Here is a 16,637-nt window from a genome sequence, read left to right on the forward strand (position 1 = left end):
AAGGATTAGGATGACTCAGAGTAATGCCTCTATCGGTGAATTCATTTCAGAAGCTAAAATCCAGGCGCGAGTTAAAGAACTTGCAGCGATGATTAACAAAGACTACGCAGGTCAGGAAGTTATCATTGTTGGTGTTTTGAATGGTTCATTTATTTTCTGCGCGGATTTATTCCGTCATCTTACCATTCCATGCCAAATTGAATTCGTCTCTCTAAGCTCTTACGAAGGAACTGAAAGTTCTGGTGAAGTGAGTTTTAGAATGGACGTTAAACAATCACTGGTTGGAAAAAACGTGATTCTAGTCGAAGACATCGTCGATACGGGTCTGACGATTACTTTTTTACTAAAACACATGAAGTTAAAAAACCTTAAGAGTTTAAAGCTGTGTTCACTGCTACTAAAGCGTGCGCGCTTAAAAGTAGAAGTGCCAGTGGATTACTTAGGATTTGATATTGAAGATAAATTTGTAATTGGTTATGGATTGGATTTTGATGGTCGCTACCGTGAACTTCCATATATTGGAGTGTACGGTGAGTAAGATAACGACAGTAGAGGGTTCAGTTCGCGTAGATTTACTAGGGGGAACCCTGGATCTGGTGCCTATTAATTTAATTCTTCCAGATGTTGTTACATTGAATCTAGCGACGTCATTAAAAGCAAAAGTTGTGATCACACCGATTGATTTTGATGGTGTTGAAATCGTTTCAAAAGATTATAAGACAACTGATAAGTTTAACTCGAGAGATTTCACTGCTGAGAATTTCCAGAATAAGTTTTTTGGAAACCTTGAGTTCATCGCTCGCATTTTACATTTATTTGGGCTTCATTCAGGTGTTCGCATGGAACTTGAATCTGGATCACCTCCAGGTGCTGGTCTTGGTGGATCGTCTGCCATGGGAGTGACTTGTTATTCTGCTATCGCCACTCACATGAAAATTCCTTACGAGAGAGTGGAAGCCATTCAGAAAGTGAATGCGATTGAAGCTCTTATTATTGATTGCCCAGCTGGTTATCAAGACTATTACCCTGCTTTATTTGGAGGAGTACTAGGATTAAAACCAAGCCCGGGAAGAGTTGAAGTGATTCAGCTTTTTACAGAAGAATTAAAAGAAATTTTAGAAAGCCACGTGACACTTGTTTACTCAGGTGAAACGAGAAACTCTGGAATTAATAACTGGGAAGTTTATAAAGCATTTTTTAACAAAGATGCAGCGGTAAGAGCAGGCCTTGCTGAAATAGCCAACCTTTCTAACAAAGCTCTTAAAGCAATCCAGTCAAAAAACTATGAGGCCTTAATTCCATTAATTGGAGCTGAAGGTGAAGAGAGAAGAAAATTATTTCCAGGGATTTTAACTCAGAATATGAATCAACTTCATATGGTTTTAAAAGATCAGGGACCTCACTTCGGAATGAAAATTTGTGGAGCAGGTGGTGGAGGATGTTTCCTTATCACTCACAGGCCATCAGATAGAGAATACATTGATCAGTTACTAGCTAAGTTCCAAATGAAACGTCTGCCGTTTAAAGTGGAGAGACCCCTTTGACTGAAATAAGCAACATCGGAAGCTTGAGCATGAAAGGTGGAAGGAACGATAACTTCTACTTCTGTCTGATTGAGTACTTTCCCGATAGCAAAAGATGGTTCTTAAAATCTCTTTTACCCGTAAAGGAAGAAGAGGCCGCTGATAGCAACGAAGCGATTCATGCCTGGATCTCAAATTTCAACATTAAGCAGTTGGTTGTGGATTTTCCTCTTTCAAAACCTGTGAGCGAGTCGAATAACTACGATGATCAAGGGGTTTTGAAATGCTCGGACAATACTCTGGAGATCGTGCAGGAAAAAATCAAACATCTTTTAGATGAAGACCAAAGACTTGTGAACGAAAATCCTAAGCGCTATGAGCAGGAAAGAAATAAGGCCGATGAGATCGTCTATAACCGCGATATTTTCTCGAAAGAGACAGCTCATCACCTTCTATCAAGATCATTTAAGAGACGCCTTAAAAAGGGCTTTCTTCCTTACTGGAACCGCTCGCTGGATTTCTGGGTTTGGAAATACTACTACGATCAGATTTTAGAACTCTTCAATACGTCTTTTGATTCATTTGGAAACGTTTCATTAATGATTCTTTTCCGCTTCAACTATATTAAGCGTCAGTTCCCAAAGGACCTGGAGTTTTTTGAAGCGAATGAACAGATTATTTTAGTTGAGTTACTAAGAGCTAAAATCATCCTGAAAAAAGACATTTCACTTTTAAATGACGTGGATATCGGAATTGAAGCAAGACTTGATACGATTAAAAAGATTGAAAGCAAGCTTGATATCTTTATCTATAATCACGACCTGGAAATTCTGGTAAAAAATCCTAGAGCTTTCGATTCATTCTTGTTGGCGCTGGCAGGACAAAACGTTCTTCAAAAGAAGAATGTAAAGTTGCCTGACTGGACGAAACCAGAAGATACAAAGTTCATCATTCCTAATTTTCACTTAGATTAATTAAGCGCGAGCTAGAATTCGGCCGCTCACTTCAAGTGTCATCACTACACCGGTGATGGCACCGATTAACCATAACATTGAGAACTCTAAGAAGAAGTTGGGATTCATAATTCCGAAGAATCCGATTGAGCTTAGAATTAAGGCAGCAGCAGCTAGAGTTTTATGAAACTTTAGAGCGCGGATTTCGTCACGTTGTAAAACGATTGCGGCCATGGCCGTTGAAGTGGCCGTGAAGAAGAGTCCACATAGGAAATAACAAGCAGGCATACCAAAAACCATGAACTCGTTCATTAGGTTAACTGGAAGCTTGAAGATTTTAAATCCGAACTGAGGGCACACTGAAAGAGTGATAACTGCTGTCAGTAAATGAACAGAAAATAGTTTCAAAATCAAATGACTAAGTTTTGGATGAAGTTTGGCACGAACAGTCCCCAGGATTTGTTCTGTAATATGATTTGGTATTTTATTCATAGTGCTTCACCTTTTTTTAAACGCCCCACCATGCGGCTGAGAGTTTTTCTTAAAGAGACTTCGCTCTTATTAACGATCTTGGCAATTTCCTGATACGAGAGTTCATCAATGAACTTCATCTCTAAAAGTTCCTGTTGATCGCTGTCTAGATTTTTAAGTAGAGACATATCAACTTCCGAGGACTCAAGGACTTCAGGTTCATAATTGGCCATTCGGTCCTGGTATCTTTTGTTGGCCCTGAAATAATCCAATGCCTGTGTTCTTGCAATGACAAAAAGCCATTGCTCGAACTTATACTTAGCGCTGTAAAGGTGCTTGCTTTCGTGAATCTTGATAAAAACTTTCTGCAATAAATCTTCACCATCGACAGAGTTTTTAACTTTTTTATTCAGGAAATTAAACACGCGCTGACTGTAACGAGAGTAAAGCTCATTAAAAGCAGCGTAGGCTTCATCGGGTGAATGTGTTTGGTATCGGAGCATAAGCTCTTCTGCCGTTATTTCTTTTAAGTCTCTCAAGTAGATCCCTGAAGCCCTTTTCTAATAGGTATACGTCACAAATTTGAAATGTGTGACGTATGGTTATTGATTCACATAATCTTAGCAAGGGGCGGACGTGTTCACCAAACTTTTAACAGTTAGTTGTCTATTTTTATCCATTATGGGGACGAAAGCAGAAGCGCATCCTGTGGCATTTGCAGGGTCTTACTCCATTATGACCTGGAACAGTAAGGAGATGAGCGACTGGATGTTCACTCATAGCTTTACATCGAATTATTCACTTGCGGCCCGCTACCTGCGCCTTGATACCAAAGATGGGGAGAGAACTTTCTATATTCCTCAGGTGAACTTCCTGCTTAAAAGATGGAATGAACTTGATAGCCAGGCCAACATTTATTTGAGTCTTGGGCATGGGGGAGAGAAAGTTAACTCGTCATTTAAAAACACATCATCAGTTGCACTAGAAACTGATTGGGAATCAAGAAAATACTATGTGTCTTTTAGAGAAGACGTTTTAATTTCACATAAAAATTCAGACCGAAATGTTTATCAGACTAAGGTTCGCGCCGGTTTTGCTCCTTACTTAGCTGAATTTAACGAAATGAATACCTGGTTTATTTTACAAGGGGATACTTCCAATACAATGGATAAAGACTTTAAGCTTACTCCGTTTATCAGACTCTTTTATCACAACGTCCTGACTGAATTCGGTGTGAGTTCAAAAGGCGATGCTCAATTTAACTTTATGGTTCACTTCTAAGGAGATATAGATGAAAACATTACTAATGGTCCTGGCACTGACTCTAACGACAACGGCCTTTGCTGCTGAAAAAATTGAAATCACAGTAAAAGGAATGGTTTGTTCATTCTGTTCACAAGGGATTACAAAAAAGTTCAATGAAGAAAAAGTAAAAAGTGTAAACGTTGATTTAGGAAAACACCTTGTCACTTTAGAGCTTAATGAAGGCCAAAAACTTTCAAGTGAAAGAATCACGGAAATCTTAACAGACTCAGGATACGGAGTAGAAAAAATTGAAATCAAATAACGATTTACAAAAAAACATCTGGATTTCATTTTTTAGTTTATTCACTTCGATGAGCACACTTATCTGTTGTGCGCTTCCGGCCTTATTTGTTTCAATAGGGTTGGGCGCGACGATGGTGGGATTGGTGACAACTTTTCCTTCACTCATCTGGCTTTCGGAAAATAAACTACCGGTCTTTGCCGGGTCATTTCTCATGTTGAGTTTTAGCTCTTATATGCAATACCGAGCGCGCTTCTTGCCGTGCCCGATTGATCCGAATGAAGCACGTGCTTGTACGACGGCCAGAATGTGGTCGAAGCGCATAACGATCTTTTCAATTGTTGTTTGGGTTATAGGGGCGAGCTTTGCACTATTGCCGATGATTCTTTAAGTAATTTAGAAAACACGTAATACCCGCCAATGTAAATGAGCATTGGCAGTAGGGCGTAAGCAGAACTTAGCACCGCTATAACAAATGCCACGACAAATCCAAACACCGCAAAGAATTTCAAGTAGAGATAGGCCGCTCTTTTTTTCTTCCAGGCCATGATGTAAACCACAGTTTGAGCAGCAAGAAATAACAAGAGAGCAAAGGTCAGGCTTTGCAGTAGCACTTTATAAAGCTGGATTTGGAAGTCTGGAGAGTCGACTTTCCCTTCAAGATTGTGAGTGTAGCGCCCGTAGTTGGTCGCTCTAAAATAGAGCCAGGCAATCAGAGTCAAGTCCGTTAGGTAACAGCATGCCATCGCCAGTTTTTTTTGTTGAGATCTATTCATCCTCAAAGTATAGGAATTTTAAAAATTAATGGATAGTTTTTTGATGTTTTAATTTTAAAATTGGCGATAATTGACTCATGAAGAAAATTTTTATCGTCCTTTTAGTTACCATCATCTCCACAGCAGTAGGTTTATACTTCAGACCGAGTTATGCCTTAATCGGCCAGCTTGATTGGATCAATGTACTTACCAAAGGTTATTTCGTGGGTTCTATTTCAGGGTTTTTCAGCCAGGGCTATCTGGATGAATCATTCTGGTACGTCATGAGATACACGATGGGGGGACTCATTGTAGGAATGATCTTAATGTCGTTTGTTGGTGGATCGAAGAGTTCGGGAAAAGCGAAAAAGAAATAGGCTAGTCGTTATAGTCTCTTCTTTGTAGTTTTCTCTGCACATCTTTCTCTTTATCAGACTCACGTTTATCGTGAAGTTTCTTTCCTTTCCCTAAAGCAAATTCAAGTTTCACTTTTGAGTCTTTGAAATAAATTTTAGTTACGACTAGAGCGAGTTGCTGAGTTTTCATCTCGTGATGAATACGATTGATTTCAACGCGATTTAAGAGCAATTTTTTAATCCTGCTCTCTGAGTGGTTATTGATGTTTCCGAAGGCGTACATCGGTATCATGACGTTATAGGCCCATACTTCACCGTTGCCATCGATTGCAACGTAAGCTTCCGATAAAGAAACTTTTCCTTCGCGCAGAACTTTAAGTTCTGTCCCTTGTAACATGATGCCCGCTTCAAAAGTTTCTTTTAAAGAATAATCGAAGCCTGCACGTTTATTTGTCCCGATGATTTTAATGCTCATATTTAAAAATTAAATTTCACTCCCATACTTCCAGCTAGGATATACCCGCCAATATCGTAGCCAGGGGCCCCGATTTTTGGTCCTGCCGTTCCATTTTCCTGGTTCGCACTTTTTGTAACGTGCTTATCCATAATATGATGATACTGAAGAGACGCTCCTAAGTGAACATCTTTCGACCAAATGACCATACGATATTGAATTCCCCCCGTTCCAATCACGGTGTCAGCGTCGATTGAATTTCCACTGCCGCTGAAATCTCCCTTTAGTGGAGTCATACGGTATTGCGCACCTAAAAGTGTGCTCCATCTGTTAGTGATATTGTATTTAACTCCAACTCTTGGATTGATCGTGTCTCTAGTTTGAAGTTTTTCATAGTTCGCACTTGGAACAATAACCCCACCGTTTTTTACTACTTCCATTGTCGGAGCTTTGTAGTTAGTCCACATCTGGTACTCAAGACCAGCGTAGTACTCAAAGTTGCCGCCAGAAAATTGTGTTCCTAGACGGAAAGTGTGTGGATCATAAAAAATCATCGAGTTCATCGACGAATCAAAAAGTGCCAGAGAAGGGTTAGTGATTTCCCCGTGAACGATGGCCTTAAGATTCGATTTCATCTCTTGTTGGTAAGTGAAGTATGCCGTCATGAAGTCAAAGCGTTTTGTCACAGAAACAATAGCACCTAGTGAAGGTGAAACTTTCGACTGACCGCTGGCCCATGATCCGTAACTCGCACCATTTAAACTCATGTTAGTAGAAACATCGGCCGTTGCCTGGAATCCTAAGATTGTTCCAAGAGAAAAGGCCAGAGTGTCATTCCACTTGGTAGCGAAGTTAATGAAGGCCGACGTTCTTTGATGACGAGAGCGATACATAACGTATTCAGGTTTAAAAGCGTCACCTGAGTTTGATCTAACGATATCCCCAATTGGTAAAAATACTGAAAGAGCAAGTGTCCCTAAATGGTTTTTTCCACCAACAGGCACAGCTGCGTGAAGAGCAGTCCCATAAAATTTTGGATAATCAGTACGTGCACTTCCCGTTGTCGGAGAATTGTTTGAGTTAATACTGTTTGTCACTGTGATGTTATTAATTGGTTTGAAATGAACCGCTGTTGATGTCGCCTGAAGAACAACGTTGAAGTTCTCAGAGAAACCTAAAACTGAAGGAGCGTAGTAGTTGTTACTTGGATCGTTGGCATCAAGGTTGGCCTGATTTCCAATTCCCGACGTTGTAAAACTAGAACCGAAAAGTTCAGGGTAACTTGCATGAGCATTCATTGAAACTAAAACTAATAAGACAGCGAGGATTCTCATTTTTTTAACATCCTGTAGAGATTAAGAACCTGATCAAGTGTCAGTGCTTCCCCTCTAATCGTTAAAGGTACATTGATGGACTCAAAACTTTGTTGAATCAATTCAATTGGGAAAGAGGCCTTAAGCATTCCACCTAATTGTTTTCTTCTTTGAGAAAACAGGAGTCTTAAGAATTTTTCTAATTTATGAAACTCTTCCATTGGCACTAGAGGAATTTCTTTTCTCGTCATCGTTAAAACAGCTGAGTCAACTTTTGGTGCTGGAACGAAAGCTCCTGGTGGAACTTTAATTAAAAGAGCACTGTCGAAGTAGGCCTGGTTTAGAGCGTGAAGAGATCCCATGAAGTTTCTCGTTGTCGAAAAAGGGAAAACCTTATCTGCAACTTCTTTCTGGAACATCAACGTCATGAATTTAATTTCTGTCGCTTGAAGAAAGTTAATTAAAAGTGGAGTTGAAATATTGTAAGGAAGGTTAGACACCAACCAGATTTTTTTATCTGCAATTCCTTTTTCTTTGAACCATTCACTAAGATTAACGGCAAGAGCATCTGTCATCGTGATTTGATCTTCATGAATAAACTGGCGAAGGTAATCAGGAAAACGGTCATCTTTTTCAATAACAAAAAATGGAATACCTTCTTCTTTCGCGCGAGTTGCAAGCGACTCAGTTAGAATACCAGGGCCAGGCCCGATTTCTACGATAGCTTCTGCTTCGCCTTTGAAGTCTGAACAAATGCGAGAGATCACACCTTGGTCTTTTAAAAAGTGTTGTCCTAAGCTTTTATTCGCTAATGGTAGTTCTAATTTGTTCATTATAATTTTTCGCCTTTACGTTGCTCTTCAAGTTTATGTTTTTTAGATACGAACTGTCCGCGAGCATCCAGTGCCAGGCATTCAGGAAAAGAGATGGCATGATGAAAAATACGAAGAGCGTAGTTTGCAATCATGGCACCGTTGTCTGTACAGAATTTTGGAGCAACGAAATGAACGTTAGAAAAATTCTTATGCAGGTTTCTTCTTAGTTCAGAGTTACAAGCAACACCACCACCAACAACAATTGGAAGATTTTGAGCGTTACCAATTTCTTGTGCCTTTTTTAGTTTGCGAGAAAGTGCTTCAACAATCGCGTGTTGATAAGAAGCACACACATCTTCCATTTTAAAATCTTTATCCGGGTGAGCTTCGATGAAATTTCTCAAAGATGTTTTTACACCTGAGAAACTTAAAGTTGCATCGCCTGAATCAAGCATTGAAATAGGGAATTTATATTTTGTAGCATCGCCGTTTAAGGCAAGGTCATCAATAATTTTTCCGGCCGGGTATCCAAGGCCCAAAAGCTTGCCACCCTTGTCAAAGGCTTCGCCGGCAGCATCATCAATCGTATTCCCCAGAATTTCGAAGTCAGTTGGAGAAGTCACTTTTAAATAAATACTGTGCCCGCCGCTGACTAAAAGTCCCAAATAGGGATATGGGACATTTGTGGTAAGGTGAATTGCCTCAAGGTGAGCGTAGAGATGATTCACTGACGCGATTGGAAGATTGTGCATAAGCGATAAAGTTTTTGCACAGTTAATTCCAGTCAGTAATGGCCCTAATAGTCCTGGGTGAGTGGTAACTGCCACAATATCTATGTCTTCGATAGATATTTGGGCCTGTTTGAAACATGAGTCAAGCAGAGGCGTGATCTTCTCAAGGTGATTACGCGCAGCGATTTCCGGAACAACTCCTCCCCATTTAGCAAGCATCAACTCTTGTGAGAAAGATTGATGAGCAAGGAGTGTAGGAATTTGCCCCAAATCATCTGGATTTCCCTTGATAAGAGCAAAGGATGTGTCGTCGCAACTGGTCTCGATTCCGAGTATTATTTTTTCTTTCATCTTTAGAATTTGTAGTTTTTTTATTGAGTTTTTCGCCATAATACATCAACCTAATCAGAATGAAAAACATTCATGGTTCAAGGAGGACTTAAATGAAATTAATTATCGGACTTTTGGCACTTGTAGCTACTACTTCTGTATTTGCAGCTGACTCATCTTCGGGTTGTGGAATGGGTTACGAAGTTGCTCCTAAGCAATCTCTTGTATCTTCTTCAACAAGAGCAATCGTTAACGCTACTTTTTCAAACTCAATCGCTATGACGCTTGGGACTTCTGGATGCGCTAAGCACTCAATCGTAAAGAACGACGCAAAAGGAATCCACTTTGCTGAAGCTAACATGAACCAACTTGCTGTAGAAATGGCACGTGGAAATGGGGAATTCGTAGCTTCTTTTGCATCTGTTTACGGATGTAACAACTCTGAAGCTTTCGGATCAATGGTTCAATCAAACTACGAATCAGTTCTTCCATCTGCAAACACAACTGGTGTTGAACTTTACAACAATGTAAAAGCTCAAATCAGAAACAACGCTGCACTTTCAGCGTCTTGTTCACTTATCTAGTTTTTAATCGCTGCCGAGAAATCGGCAGCGTTCTTCTTTTCATCTGACTTTAATCCGCATATGATTTTCCCATCTAGCTTATTTGATCCCAAGGACCAGATTCATCATGCGTTTTTACTCATTTGCATTTCTATTTTTAAGTATTTTTTCAGTCGCGAGTCTCCAAGCTAAATCAATGGATTTTGATTACAAGTATTGGGAAAAACTTCTGCACTTTAAAAAAGGTGAGTCTCTTGCTGATGGTGAAAAGTTTTTCCTATCTCCTAATGGAAAGAAAAATCCCGAAGCAGAATTACGAGCGACGATTTCAGCTTTTTTTGATCCTAATATGAAAGTGGGCTGGTTTAATTATCATCCTCAGTGTGTTTTTAGAGCGCGCTATGAATTTTTTAAAGAGTCTGGATTATTAAAAGATGCTCCAGTTATTGCTTGTCCTGAGCTTGATGAATGGAAGGCCGGTCTGAATGCTGAATCAATCACTTTGATCTTTTCTTCTTCCTATCCAAACAATCCATCATCGCTTTTTGGGCATACTCTTCTAAGACTTAATCAAAAAGATAAGAAGAATGACTTACTTGATTACGCTGTCGCGTTTTCTGCTGTTCCTGAGAAAGATGATCCGGGGCTTATCTTTGCTTTTAAAGGATTCTTCGGTGGATACAAAGGACTTTTTGAAGTCACAAAATATTATACGAAAGTTAATGAGTACAATAATGGAGAGTCGAGAGACCTGATTGAATACAATCTTTCAATGACTCCTGCAGAGCTTGATAGAACGATTAATCACCTATGGGAATTGTATCAGACGACGTACTTTGATTATTATTTCGCTGATGAAAACTGCTCAGCAGTTCTCGCTGATTTAATCGCTGTTGGTTACAAAGATGATGTCCGTGTGAACGCTCATGCCAGATGGTATTATCTTCCAGGGGAGATGGTAAAACACTTCTCAACTTTAGATGGAAGAATTAAATCGACTAACTATAGACCAAGTTTGAAAAAACAAGTCGCAAAGATGTGGGAGCATTTAACGCCTGCGGAAATTAGTGAAGTCAAAGACATCGTTGATATGGATGAATTGCCAGAAGGAATCACGAATACAAAAGTTTTAGATGCAGTGATTGGATACCTGGATTTCACTCACTATCGAATAAAACATAGCTTAAGTGAGGGGCAACAAAAGATGCTTCGTAAAGCGCTTATTAAGCGTGCGACACTTCCCAAGGCCGAGATGGTTAAGGAAATATATGATCAATCAAATATGCCTGAGTTCTCTCATAATCCGCAAAAGTTTTCATTTTTCACTCGCGTAGAAAATCACAACACACTTGCTGGTTTTGAAATTAAACAGGGTTATCACGATCTCATGAGCAATGATCGTGGCTTTGATGCTTTTTCTCAATTCGATTTTTTAAATGCTTCTTTAATTTACGACTTTAAAAATAAGAAGGTGGATTACGATAAGATTACTGTCGTCGATCTGATATCACTTCATGAATATAGATTCTATGATCCACAATTGTCCTGGAGAGCAAAAGTTACCAATGAGCGCATCTATGATTTAGACTGCAAGCTTTGCCATAAGGTTAACGGAAATGCTTATGGTGGATTGTCGTTTAGATCTCCTAAGACTGTTTTTAGTGTGATGTTAGGAGTGTTCGGAGAAGTGAGTAGCAATTTAAAGAAAGGATTCCGTGCAGGGCCAGGATCAGAAATTTCTTTCTACGCTCAGCTGGGAGAAATGTATAAAATCGGTCTTTATAATGAAATCCGTTTTGATGCTACTAAGAAGATAGCTGATGATTACTACAATCAGTTTGGTCTTCGCCATTCATTTTTTACAGATAATAAAAGAGACTACCGATTTGAAAGTTCTGTTGTCTCGCAGTTTGGAAGCTTTAAGAAAAATACAGTGATCCACCAGGTGACTTATGGGCAATTTTTCTAAAATACTTTTTGCATGCTTGTTTTTAACAGGATGTACGTCACTTATTTATCAACCTGATAAATACCTGTACGCGCACCCGGATCAGTTTAAAACTAAGTTTGAGGCCTTCACATTTAATTCTCTTGATGGGACGAAGCTTTCTGCCTGGAAGTTATTTTCTAAAACGAAGAATCCTAAAAACCTACTGGTGTTTTTTCATGGGAACGCTCAAAACTTAACTTCTCATTTTGTGAATGCTGTCTGGATGGCCGAACATGGTTATGACATTCTCATTTTTGATTATAGAGGTTATGGATTAAGTGAAGGAAAGCCTTACCCTAAAGGTGTATCGGAAGATGGGCTGGCCTTTTTAAATTATGCTTATGGTGATTTTAAAAAAGGTGGGTATGAAAAGTTCATCGTTTACACTCAGAGTTTAGGAGGGGCGATTGCTCTTAGATCATTAGAGGATTTTAATCACAGAGATGAAATCTCACTTCTGGTTTTAGATTCAACGTTCTTAAGCCCGAGAGAAGTCGCTCGTGAAAAAACCAACAGACTCTTTAAGTATCTTATCAGTAATGACTATACGGCCAATCCAGAGCTCAAGCATTTAACGATGCCTGTTCTTTCTATTCACTCAACTGAAGACTTCGTGATTGCTTATTTCTTAGGGCAAGACTTGTTTAATAAAATCCCAAACCCACATAAAGAGTTTTGGACTTTTAATGTACGAGGGCATGGGGATGTCTTTTTTGTTGAAAACCAAAAGTATCGCGACTTATTTTTGAAATATGTCCAAAATCTAAAATAATCTTCCACCAATTTATAAAGTTCTACAAATTAGTTTAAAACGACATTGTTAGGGCCATTTTAAGGTTAGATATTGAGCTAATTTTAAGTAACTTATGTCCTAAATAAAGTTGTAAGATTCCAAGGATCTCAACAGTTTGGATCATTTTTACTAAATCTTTACGGGAGAGACTCCCAATCCTTACTAAATCTTGATCCAAATTTCGCTAGTATGATCTTGTGTTCAATATGATTCTCGGAGGTTTTTATGGACTTCATTTTGACCGGGCTAATTTCGGTTGGTGTGTTTATCTATCTTTTTTACTGTTTGATTTATCCGGATAAATTTTAGGAGTTTTTTATGAATGGTTATGATTTTTTACAAATCATTTTTGTGTTATTTGCCTTGGTTCTTTTTACTCCTATTCTCGGAGCATTTTTTCACAAGTCGCTTTCAGGACAATCAAATCTTTTAACTAAGATCGGTTCTCCTTTTGAAAAGCTACTTTATAAAATTTGCTGTGTCGACGAGAAAGAGGAAATGGGATGGAAGCAGTATTTGCTGTCCGTACTTGTTTTTAATTTTATCGGATTTTTATTTGTCTTTTTAGTTCTTATGTTCCAAGGCAGCTTGCCTTTGAACCCTGCCCATCTGCCAAACTTAAGCTGGCACCTATCATTAAATACGGCCATTAGTTTTATGACCAACACTAACTGGCAATCATATGCTGGTGAAGCGACGATGAGTCACTTCTCGCAGATGGTTGCTCTTGCCGGACAGAACTTCTTTTCTGCGGCGACAGGGCTTTCTGTCTTATTAGTGCTTATCCGCGCTTTCAAAAATAACCAGTCAAAGAAGCTGGGGAATTTTTGGCTAGATTTAAATCGCTCGATTATTTATGTACTTCTTCCCTTATCAATTCTTTGGGCCGTCGTTTTATCTTCAGAAGGTGTGATTCAAAACTTTTCTGCACCAGAACAGGTGAGAACACTGGAAGGTAAAGAGCAAATGATTTCTCAAGGCCCAGTTGCTTCTCAAGTTGCGATTAAACAATTGGGAACAAATGGTGGGGGATTTTTTAATACAAATAGTACACACCCTTATGAGAACCCAACTCCGTTATCGAACTTCTTTCAATTGTTAGCTCTTCTGTTAATTCCAGCGGCACTGACTTTAACTTTTGGTTACATGATTAATAAACCAAAAGAAGGATGGATTTTATTTTCGGCCATGATGATTGTTCTTGTGATGGGGCTCAGTGTTTCGTTGTGGTCTGAATATCAAAGTAACTCTTTGACTGCTAACCATTATGCCATGGAAGGAAAAGAAGTACGTTTTGGTGTAACGAACTCAATCTTATGGTCAACATTTACCACAGCAGCAAGTAACGGTTCTGTAAATGCTATGCACTCATCTCTGACTCCATTAGCAGGAGGAGTGGCGATGCTGAACATGCTTTTTGGTGAAATCATTTTTGGCGGTATCGGAAGTGGGTTATATGGGATGCTTCTTTATGTAATCCTGACAGTTTTCATTGCAGGACTTATGGTTGGACGAACTCCAGAGTACCTGGGAAAAAAGATCGAAGCTTTCGATATCAAGATGGCCATCATCGGAATTCTTGCTCCAAGTTTTGTGATCCTATTCGGGACAGCTTTTAGTCTTCTGACTCCATCGATTATGTCGAGCTTGATGCATAAAGGTCCTCATGGATTCAGTGAAATCTTTTATGCCCTAACTTCGGCCGCAGGAAATAATGGAAGTGCATTCGCAGGACTTAATGCCAATACTCCCATTTTAAACTGCCTTTTAGGTTTTGGGATGTTAATGGGACGATTTGCCGTTTTAATTCCAGTGATGGCCTTAGCAGGAAATCTTTCTGGGAAAAAGATTATGCCAGAGTCATCAGGGACTTTTAAGACAGACAACTTTTTATTCGTTTTTCTTTTGGTCAGCGTAATTGTCATTGTTGGCGCACTGACATTCTTCCCGGCCTTAAGCCTTGGACCGATTGTTGAGCAGATCATGTTTATTCAGGAAAAAACTTTTTAATAGAGATATATATGAAACAAAAAATACTAACAAAAGAAATATACTTACAAGCAATAGGGGATTCATTCATTAAATTGAATCCTAAGACCCTCATTAAAAATCCAGTTATCTTTATCACTGGTATTGGGGCCCTGATCACAACATGCATTTTATTAACAAATACGTTTAACTGGTTTGAGTTTCAAATTGCCTTATGGCTTTGGTTTACTGTTTTATTTGCTAACTTTTCAGAAGCAATTGCTGAAGGGAAAGGGAAAGCTCAGGCAGACTCTTTAAGAAAATCCAGAACTCAAACGTTGGCGAGATTGCTTAAAGGTAAAACAGAATCCCAAGTGAATGCAACGGAATTAAGAAAAGGGGACCTGGTTGTTTGCGAAACAAACGACATCATTCCAGCTGACGGTGAAATCGTAGAAGGTTTAGCTTCAGTTGATGAGTCGGCGATTACAGGTGAGTCTGCTCCGGTAGTAAGAGAAAGTGGTGGAGATAGAAGTGCAGTAACTGGTGGGACGAGAGTTCTTAGTGACAGGATCGTGATTAAAATTACGATGGATCCGGGAGAAGGATTTTTAGACCGTATGATTTCTTTAGTAGAAGGAGCAAGTAGACAAAAAACTCCGAATGAAATCGCTCTATCACTTTTATTAACTGCGCTGACATTAGTATTCTTAGCTGCAGTTGTGACTTTAAAGTTCTTTGCTGATTATGCTGGTGAACATGTGAGCATTCCGGTTTTAGTATCATTACTAGTTTGTCTAATCCCAACTACGATTGGTGGACTTCTAAGTGCCATTGGTATTTCAGGGATGGACCGCTTGATTCAAAAGAATGTTATCGCCCTTAGTGGACGTGCCGTTGAAGCAGCAGGCGATATTGATATTTTATTATTAGATAAAACAGGAACAATCACTTACGGAAACAGAATGGCGACTGAATTTATTTCAGCTCCTAATGTTGATGAAGTTGAAATGTATAGAATCGCACACCTTGCTTCAATGAGTGATGAAACTCCAGAAGGGCGATCTATTATTGATTTCGCTAGAACAAAATACGCTAAGCTTGACCGTGAAAACGAAGTCCTAAAAGTTGAGTTCGTTCCTTTCACAGCTCAAACACGTATGAGTGGTGTGAACCATGAATCAAAACAAATTAGAAAAGGTGCCCTTGATTCTATTGAGAAATTCATTGTGAGTCTTGGTGGGAAAATGCCTGCCGAAACAGTGAAAGCAGCAGAAACGATTGCTAGAAGTGGTGGGACTCCCTTAGTTGTTTGTGAAAACGAAAAAGTTATCGGAGTGATCTATTTAAAAGACGTTGTTAAAAACGGCATTAAAGAGCGTTTCTTAGAGCTTAGAAAAATGGGGATTAAAACCGTCATGATTACTGGGGATAACCCATTAACTGCGGCCTCAATCGCAGCAGAAGCTGGTGTCGATGACTTCATGGCACAAGCAACTCCTGAAATGAAATTAAAACGTATTCGAGATGAACAAGAAAAAGGTCACCTGGTCGCAATGACAGGGGATGGAACAAACGATGCTCCAGCACTTGCCCAAGCAGATGTTGGAGTAGCGATGAATACTGGGACTCAAGCAGCAAGAGAAGCTGGGAACATGATCGATCTCGATAGTAACCCAACGAAGCTGATTGAAATTGTCGAAACAGGAAAGCAAATTTTAATGACTCGTGGATCGCTGACAACTTTTAGTATCGCTAACGACGTTGCTAAATACTTTGCAATCCTACCTGCCTTGTTTGCTTCTCTATACGCAACTAATAATGGAGCTGGCCCGCTTTCCGTGCTCAATGTGATGCATTTAGTTTCTCCAAAGTCTGCTATATTGAGCGCGGTCATATTTAATGCTTTAGTTATTGTTGCTTTAATTCCATTAGCTCTTCGTGGTGTTGCTTATAAACCAATCGGAGCGAGTGCATTACTTAGAAGAAACATTCTTCTGTATGGAGTTGGAGGATTAGTCACTCCATTTATTGGGATTAAGCTGATCGATATTATGATTAATTTGATTTAAGAGG

At 39.3% G+C, this 16,637-nt stretch carries 20 protein-coding genes; 13 read left to right on the top strand and 7 right to left on the bottom strand.

The genetic code is table 11. From position 1 onward, the window contains the following. Positions 1–10: 10 nt before the first annotated feature. Genes hpt through SHI21_RS13090 form a run of 3 tightly spaced genes read left to right on the top strand, consistent with a single transcriptional unit; the run spans position 11 to position 2,497 of the window. Entirely contained in the window at positions 11–538 is a 528-nt protein-coding gene (hpt, locus tag SHI21_RS13080) for a hypoxanthine phosphoribosyltransferase (RefSeq protein WP_323577043.1), read from the top strand. Continuing rightward, entirely contained in the window at positions 531–1,544 is a 1,014-nt protein-coding gene (locus SHI21_RS13085; protein WP_323577044.1) for a GHMP family kinase ATP-binding protein, read from the top strand. The genes hpt and SHI21_RS13085 overlap by 8 nt, the downstream gene beginning before the upstream one ends. Continuing rightward, positions 1,541–2,497, top strand: a complete 957-nt coding sequence (locus tag SHI21_RS13090; protein ID WP_323577045.1) for a hypothetical protein — start codon at positions 1,541–1,543, stop codon at positions 2,495–2,497. Before SHI21_RS13085 ends, SHI21_RS13090 begins: the two co-directional genes overlap by 4 nt. On the opposite strand, the gene SHI21_RS13095 is transcribed toward SHI21_RS13090, so the two are convergent. Then, positions 2,498–2,968 carry a hypothetical protein gene (locus SHI21_RS13095; RefSeq protein ID WP_323577046.1) on the bottom strand — a complete coding sequence of 157 codons (471 nt, stop codon included), beginning with the start codon at positions 2,966–2,968 and terminating at the stop codon, positions 2,498–2,500. Next, positions 2,965–3,486, bottom strand: a complete 522-nt coding sequence (locus SHI21_RS13100) for an RNA polymerase sigma factor (RefSeq protein WP_323577047.1) — start codon at positions 3,484–3,486, stop codon at positions 2,965–2,967. The genes SHI21_RS13095 and SHI21_RS13100 overlap by 4 nt, the downstream gene beginning before the upstream one ends. A 97-nt stretch (positions 3,487–3,583) precedes the next feature. On the opposite strand from SHI21_RS13100, the gene SHI21_RS13105 reads away from it, so the two are divergent. From SHI21_RS13105 to SHI21_RS13115, 3 genes are read left to right on the top strand one after another with little or no spacing between them, the layout of a single operon-like run. After that, complete coding sequence (locus SHI21_RS13105; RefSeq protein WP_323577048.1) at positions 3,584–4,228, top strand: hypothetical protein; 645 nt, start codon at positions 3,584–3,586, stop codon at positions 4,226–4,228. A 10-nt stretch (positions 4,229–4,238) separates the two neighbouring features. After that, positions 4,239–4,514, top strand: coding sequence for a heavy-metal-associated domain-containing protein (locus SHI21_RS13110; protein ID WP_323577049.1), 276 nt, complete (start codon positions 4,239–4,241; stop codon positions 4,512–4,514). Further along, entirely contained in the window at positions 4,501–4,884 is a 384-nt protein-coding gene (locus SHI21_RS13115) for a hypothetical protein (RefSeq protein ID WP_323577050.1), read from the top strand. Before SHI21_RS13110 ends, SHI21_RS13115 begins: the two co-directional genes overlap by 14 nt. Here SHI21_RS13115 and SHI21_RS13120 read toward each other — a convergent pair. Continuing rightward, a complete protein-coding gene (locus SHI21_RS13120; protein ID WP_323577051.1) occupies positions 4,844–5,269 on the bottom strand; it encodes a hypothetical protein in 426 nt (141 codons plus the stop codon). The two genes, SHI21_RS13115 and SHI21_RS13120, sit on opposite strands and share 41 nt — an antisense overlap. Positions 5,270–5,346: 77 nt before the next feature. Between SHI21_RS13120 and SHI21_RS13125 the strand changes: the two genes are divergently transcribed. Beyond that, positions 5,347–5,625: a hypothetical protein gene (locus SHI21_RS13125; protein WP_323577052.1), complete on the top strand. Its 279-nt coding sequence runs from the start codon at positions 5,347–5,349 to the stop codon at positions 5,623–5,625. A 1-nt stretch (position 5,626) separates the two neighbouring features. Here SHI21_RS13125 and smpB read toward each other — a convergent pair whose 3' ends face one another. From smpB to tsaD, 4 genes are read right to left on the bottom strand one after another with little or no spacing between them, the layout of a single operon-like run. Then, positions 5,627–6,079 carry an SsrA-binding protein SmpB gene (smpB, locus tag SHI21_RS13130; RefSeq protein ID WP_323577053.1) on the bottom strand — a complete coding sequence of 151 codons (453 nt, stop codon included), beginning with the start codon at positions 6,077–6,079 and terminating at the stop codon, positions 5,627–5,629. Positions 6,080–6,081: 2 nt separating this feature from the next. After that, positions 6,082–7,392 carry an OmpP1/FadL family transporter gene (locus SHI21_RS13135; protein ID WP_323577054.1) on the bottom strand — a complete coding sequence of 437 codons (1,311 nt, stop codon included), beginning with the start codon at positions 7,390–7,392 and terminating at the stop codon, positions 6,082–6,084. After that, on the bottom strand, positions 7,389–8,204 hold the full coding sequence (rsmA, locus tag SHI21_RS13140; RefSeq protein WP_323577055.1) for a 16S rRNA (adenine(1518)-N(6)/adenine(1519)-N(6))-dimethyltransferase RsmA: 816 nt from the start codon (positions 8,202–8,204) through the stop codon (positions 7,389–7,391). The genes SHI21_RS13135 and rsmA overlap by 4 nt, the downstream gene beginning before the upstream one ends. Continuing rightward, positions 8,204–9,268, bottom strand: a complete 1,065-nt coding sequence (tsaD, locus tag SHI21_RS13145) for a tRNA (adenosine(37)-N6)-threonylcarbamoyltransferase complex transferase subunit TsaD (RefSeq protein ID WP_323577056.1) — start codon at positions 9,266–9,268, stop codon at positions 8,204–8,206. Before tsaD ends, rsmA begins: the two co-directional genes overlap by 1 nt. Positions 9,269–9,360: 92 nt before the next feature. Here tsaD and SHI21_RS13150 point away from each other — a divergent pair, with 92 nt between their 5' ends. The 6 genes from SHI21_RS13150 to kdpB all read left to right on the top strand — a co-directional run bounded on the left by SHI21_RS13150 (position 9,361) and on the right by kdpB (position 16,633). After that, positions 9,361–9,831, top strand: a complete 471-nt coding sequence (locus SHI21_RS13150) for a DUF3015 family protein (protein WP_323577057.1) — start codon at positions 9,361–9,363, stop codon at positions 9,829–9,831. A 175-nt stretch (positions 9,832–10,006) separates the two neighbouring features. Next, a complete protein-coding gene (locus tag SHI21_RS13155; RefSeq protein WP_323577058.1) occupies positions 10,007–11,779 on the top strand; it encodes an Lnb N-terminal periplasmic domain-containing protein in 1,773 nt (590 codons plus the stop codon). Beyond that, positions 11,763–12,572, top strand: a complete 810-nt coding sequence (locus SHI21_RS13160; RefSeq protein WP_323577059.1) for an alpha/beta hydrolase — start codon at positions 11,763–11,765, stop codon at positions 12,570–12,572. The genes SHI21_RS13155 and SHI21_RS13160 overlap by 17 nt, the downstream gene beginning before the upstream one ends. 246 nt (positions 12,573–12,818) lie before the next feature. Then, positions 12,819–12,902 carry a K(+)-transporting ATPase subunit F gene (kdpF, locus tag SHI21_RS20695; protein ID WP_410198829.1) on the top strand — a complete coding sequence of 28 codons (84 nt, stop codon included), beginning with the start codon at positions 12,819–12,821 and terminating at the stop codon, positions 12,900–12,902. Positions 12,903–12,911: 9 nt separating this feature from the next. Further along, entirely contained in the window at positions 12,912–14,603 is a 1,692-nt protein-coding gene (kdpA, locus tag SHI21_RS13165; RefSeq protein ID WP_323577060.1) for a potassium-transporting ATPase subunit KdpA, read from the top strand. Between the two features lie 11 nt (positions 14,604–14,614). Next, positions 14,615–16,633: a potassium-transporting ATPase subunit KdpB gene (kdpB, locus tag SHI21_RS13170; protein WP_323577061.1), complete on the top strand. Its 2,019-nt coding sequence runs from the start codon at positions 14,615–14,617 to the stop codon at positions 16,631–16,633. Positions 16,634–16,637 lie beyond the last annotated feature (4 nt).

It is taken from the genome of Bacteriovorax sp. PP10 (assembly GCF_035013165.1).
Lineage (GTDB): Bacteria > Bdellovibrionota > Bacteriovoracia > Bacteriovoracales > Bacteriovoracaceae > Bacteriovorax > Bacteriovorax antarcticus.

Coding starts and splice junctions, on each gene's coding strand:
- hpt (WP_323577043.1), top strand. CDS start 11: ATGACTCAGAGTAATGCCTCTATCGGTGAATTCATTTCAGAAGCTAAA.
- SHI21_RS13095 (WP_323577046.1), bottom strand. CDS start 2,968: ATGAATAAAATACCAAATCATATTACAGAACAAATCCTGGGGACTGTT.
- SHI21_RS13110 (WP_323577049.1), top strand. CDS start 4,239: ATGAAAACATTACTAATGGTCCTGGCACTGACTCTAACGACAACGGCC.
- SHI21_RS13120 (WP_323577051.1), bottom strand. CDS start 5,269: ATGAATAGATCTCAACAAAAAAAACTGGCGATGGCATGCTGTTACCTA.
- SHI21_RS13125 (WP_323577052.1), top strand. CDS start 5,347: ATGAAGAAAATTTTTATCGTCCTTTTAGTTACCATCATCTCCACAGCA.
- smpB (WP_323577053.1), bottom strand. CDS start 6,079: ATGAGCATTAAAATCATCGGGACAAATAAACGTGCAGGCTTCGATTAT.
- SHI21_RS13135 (WP_323577054.1), bottom strand. CDS start 7,392: ATGAGAATCCTCGCTGTCTTATTAGTTTTAGTTTCAATGAATGCTCAT.
- rsmA (WP_323577055.1), bottom strand. CDS start 8,204: ATGAACAAATTAGAACTACCATTAGCGAATAAAAGCTTAGGACAACAC.
- tsaD (WP_323577056.1), bottom strand. CDS start 9,268: ATGAAAGAAAAAATAATACTCGGAATCGAGACCAGTTGCGACGACACA.
- SHI21_RS13150 (WP_323577057.1), top strand. CDS start 9,361: ATGAAATTAATTATCGGACTTTTGGCACTTGTAGCTACTACTTCTGTA.
- SHI21_RS13155 (WP_323577058.1), top strand. CDS start 10,007: ATGGATTTTGATTACAAGTATTGGGAAAAACTTCTGCACTTTAAAAAA.
- SHI21_RS13160 (WP_323577059.1), top strand. CDS start 11,763: ATGGGCAATTTTTCTAAAATACTTTTTGCATGCTTGTTTTTAACAGGA.
- kdpF (WP_410198829.1), top strand. CDS start 12,819: ATGGACTTCATTTTGACCGGGCTAATTTCGGTTGGTGTGTTTATCTAT.
- kdpA (WP_323577060.1), top strand. CDS start 12,912: ATGAATGGTTATGATTTTTTACAAATCATTTTTGTGTTATTTGCCTTG.
- kdpB (WP_323577061.1), top strand. CDS start 14,615: ATGAAACAAAAAATACTAACAAAAGAAATATACTTACAAGCAATAGGG.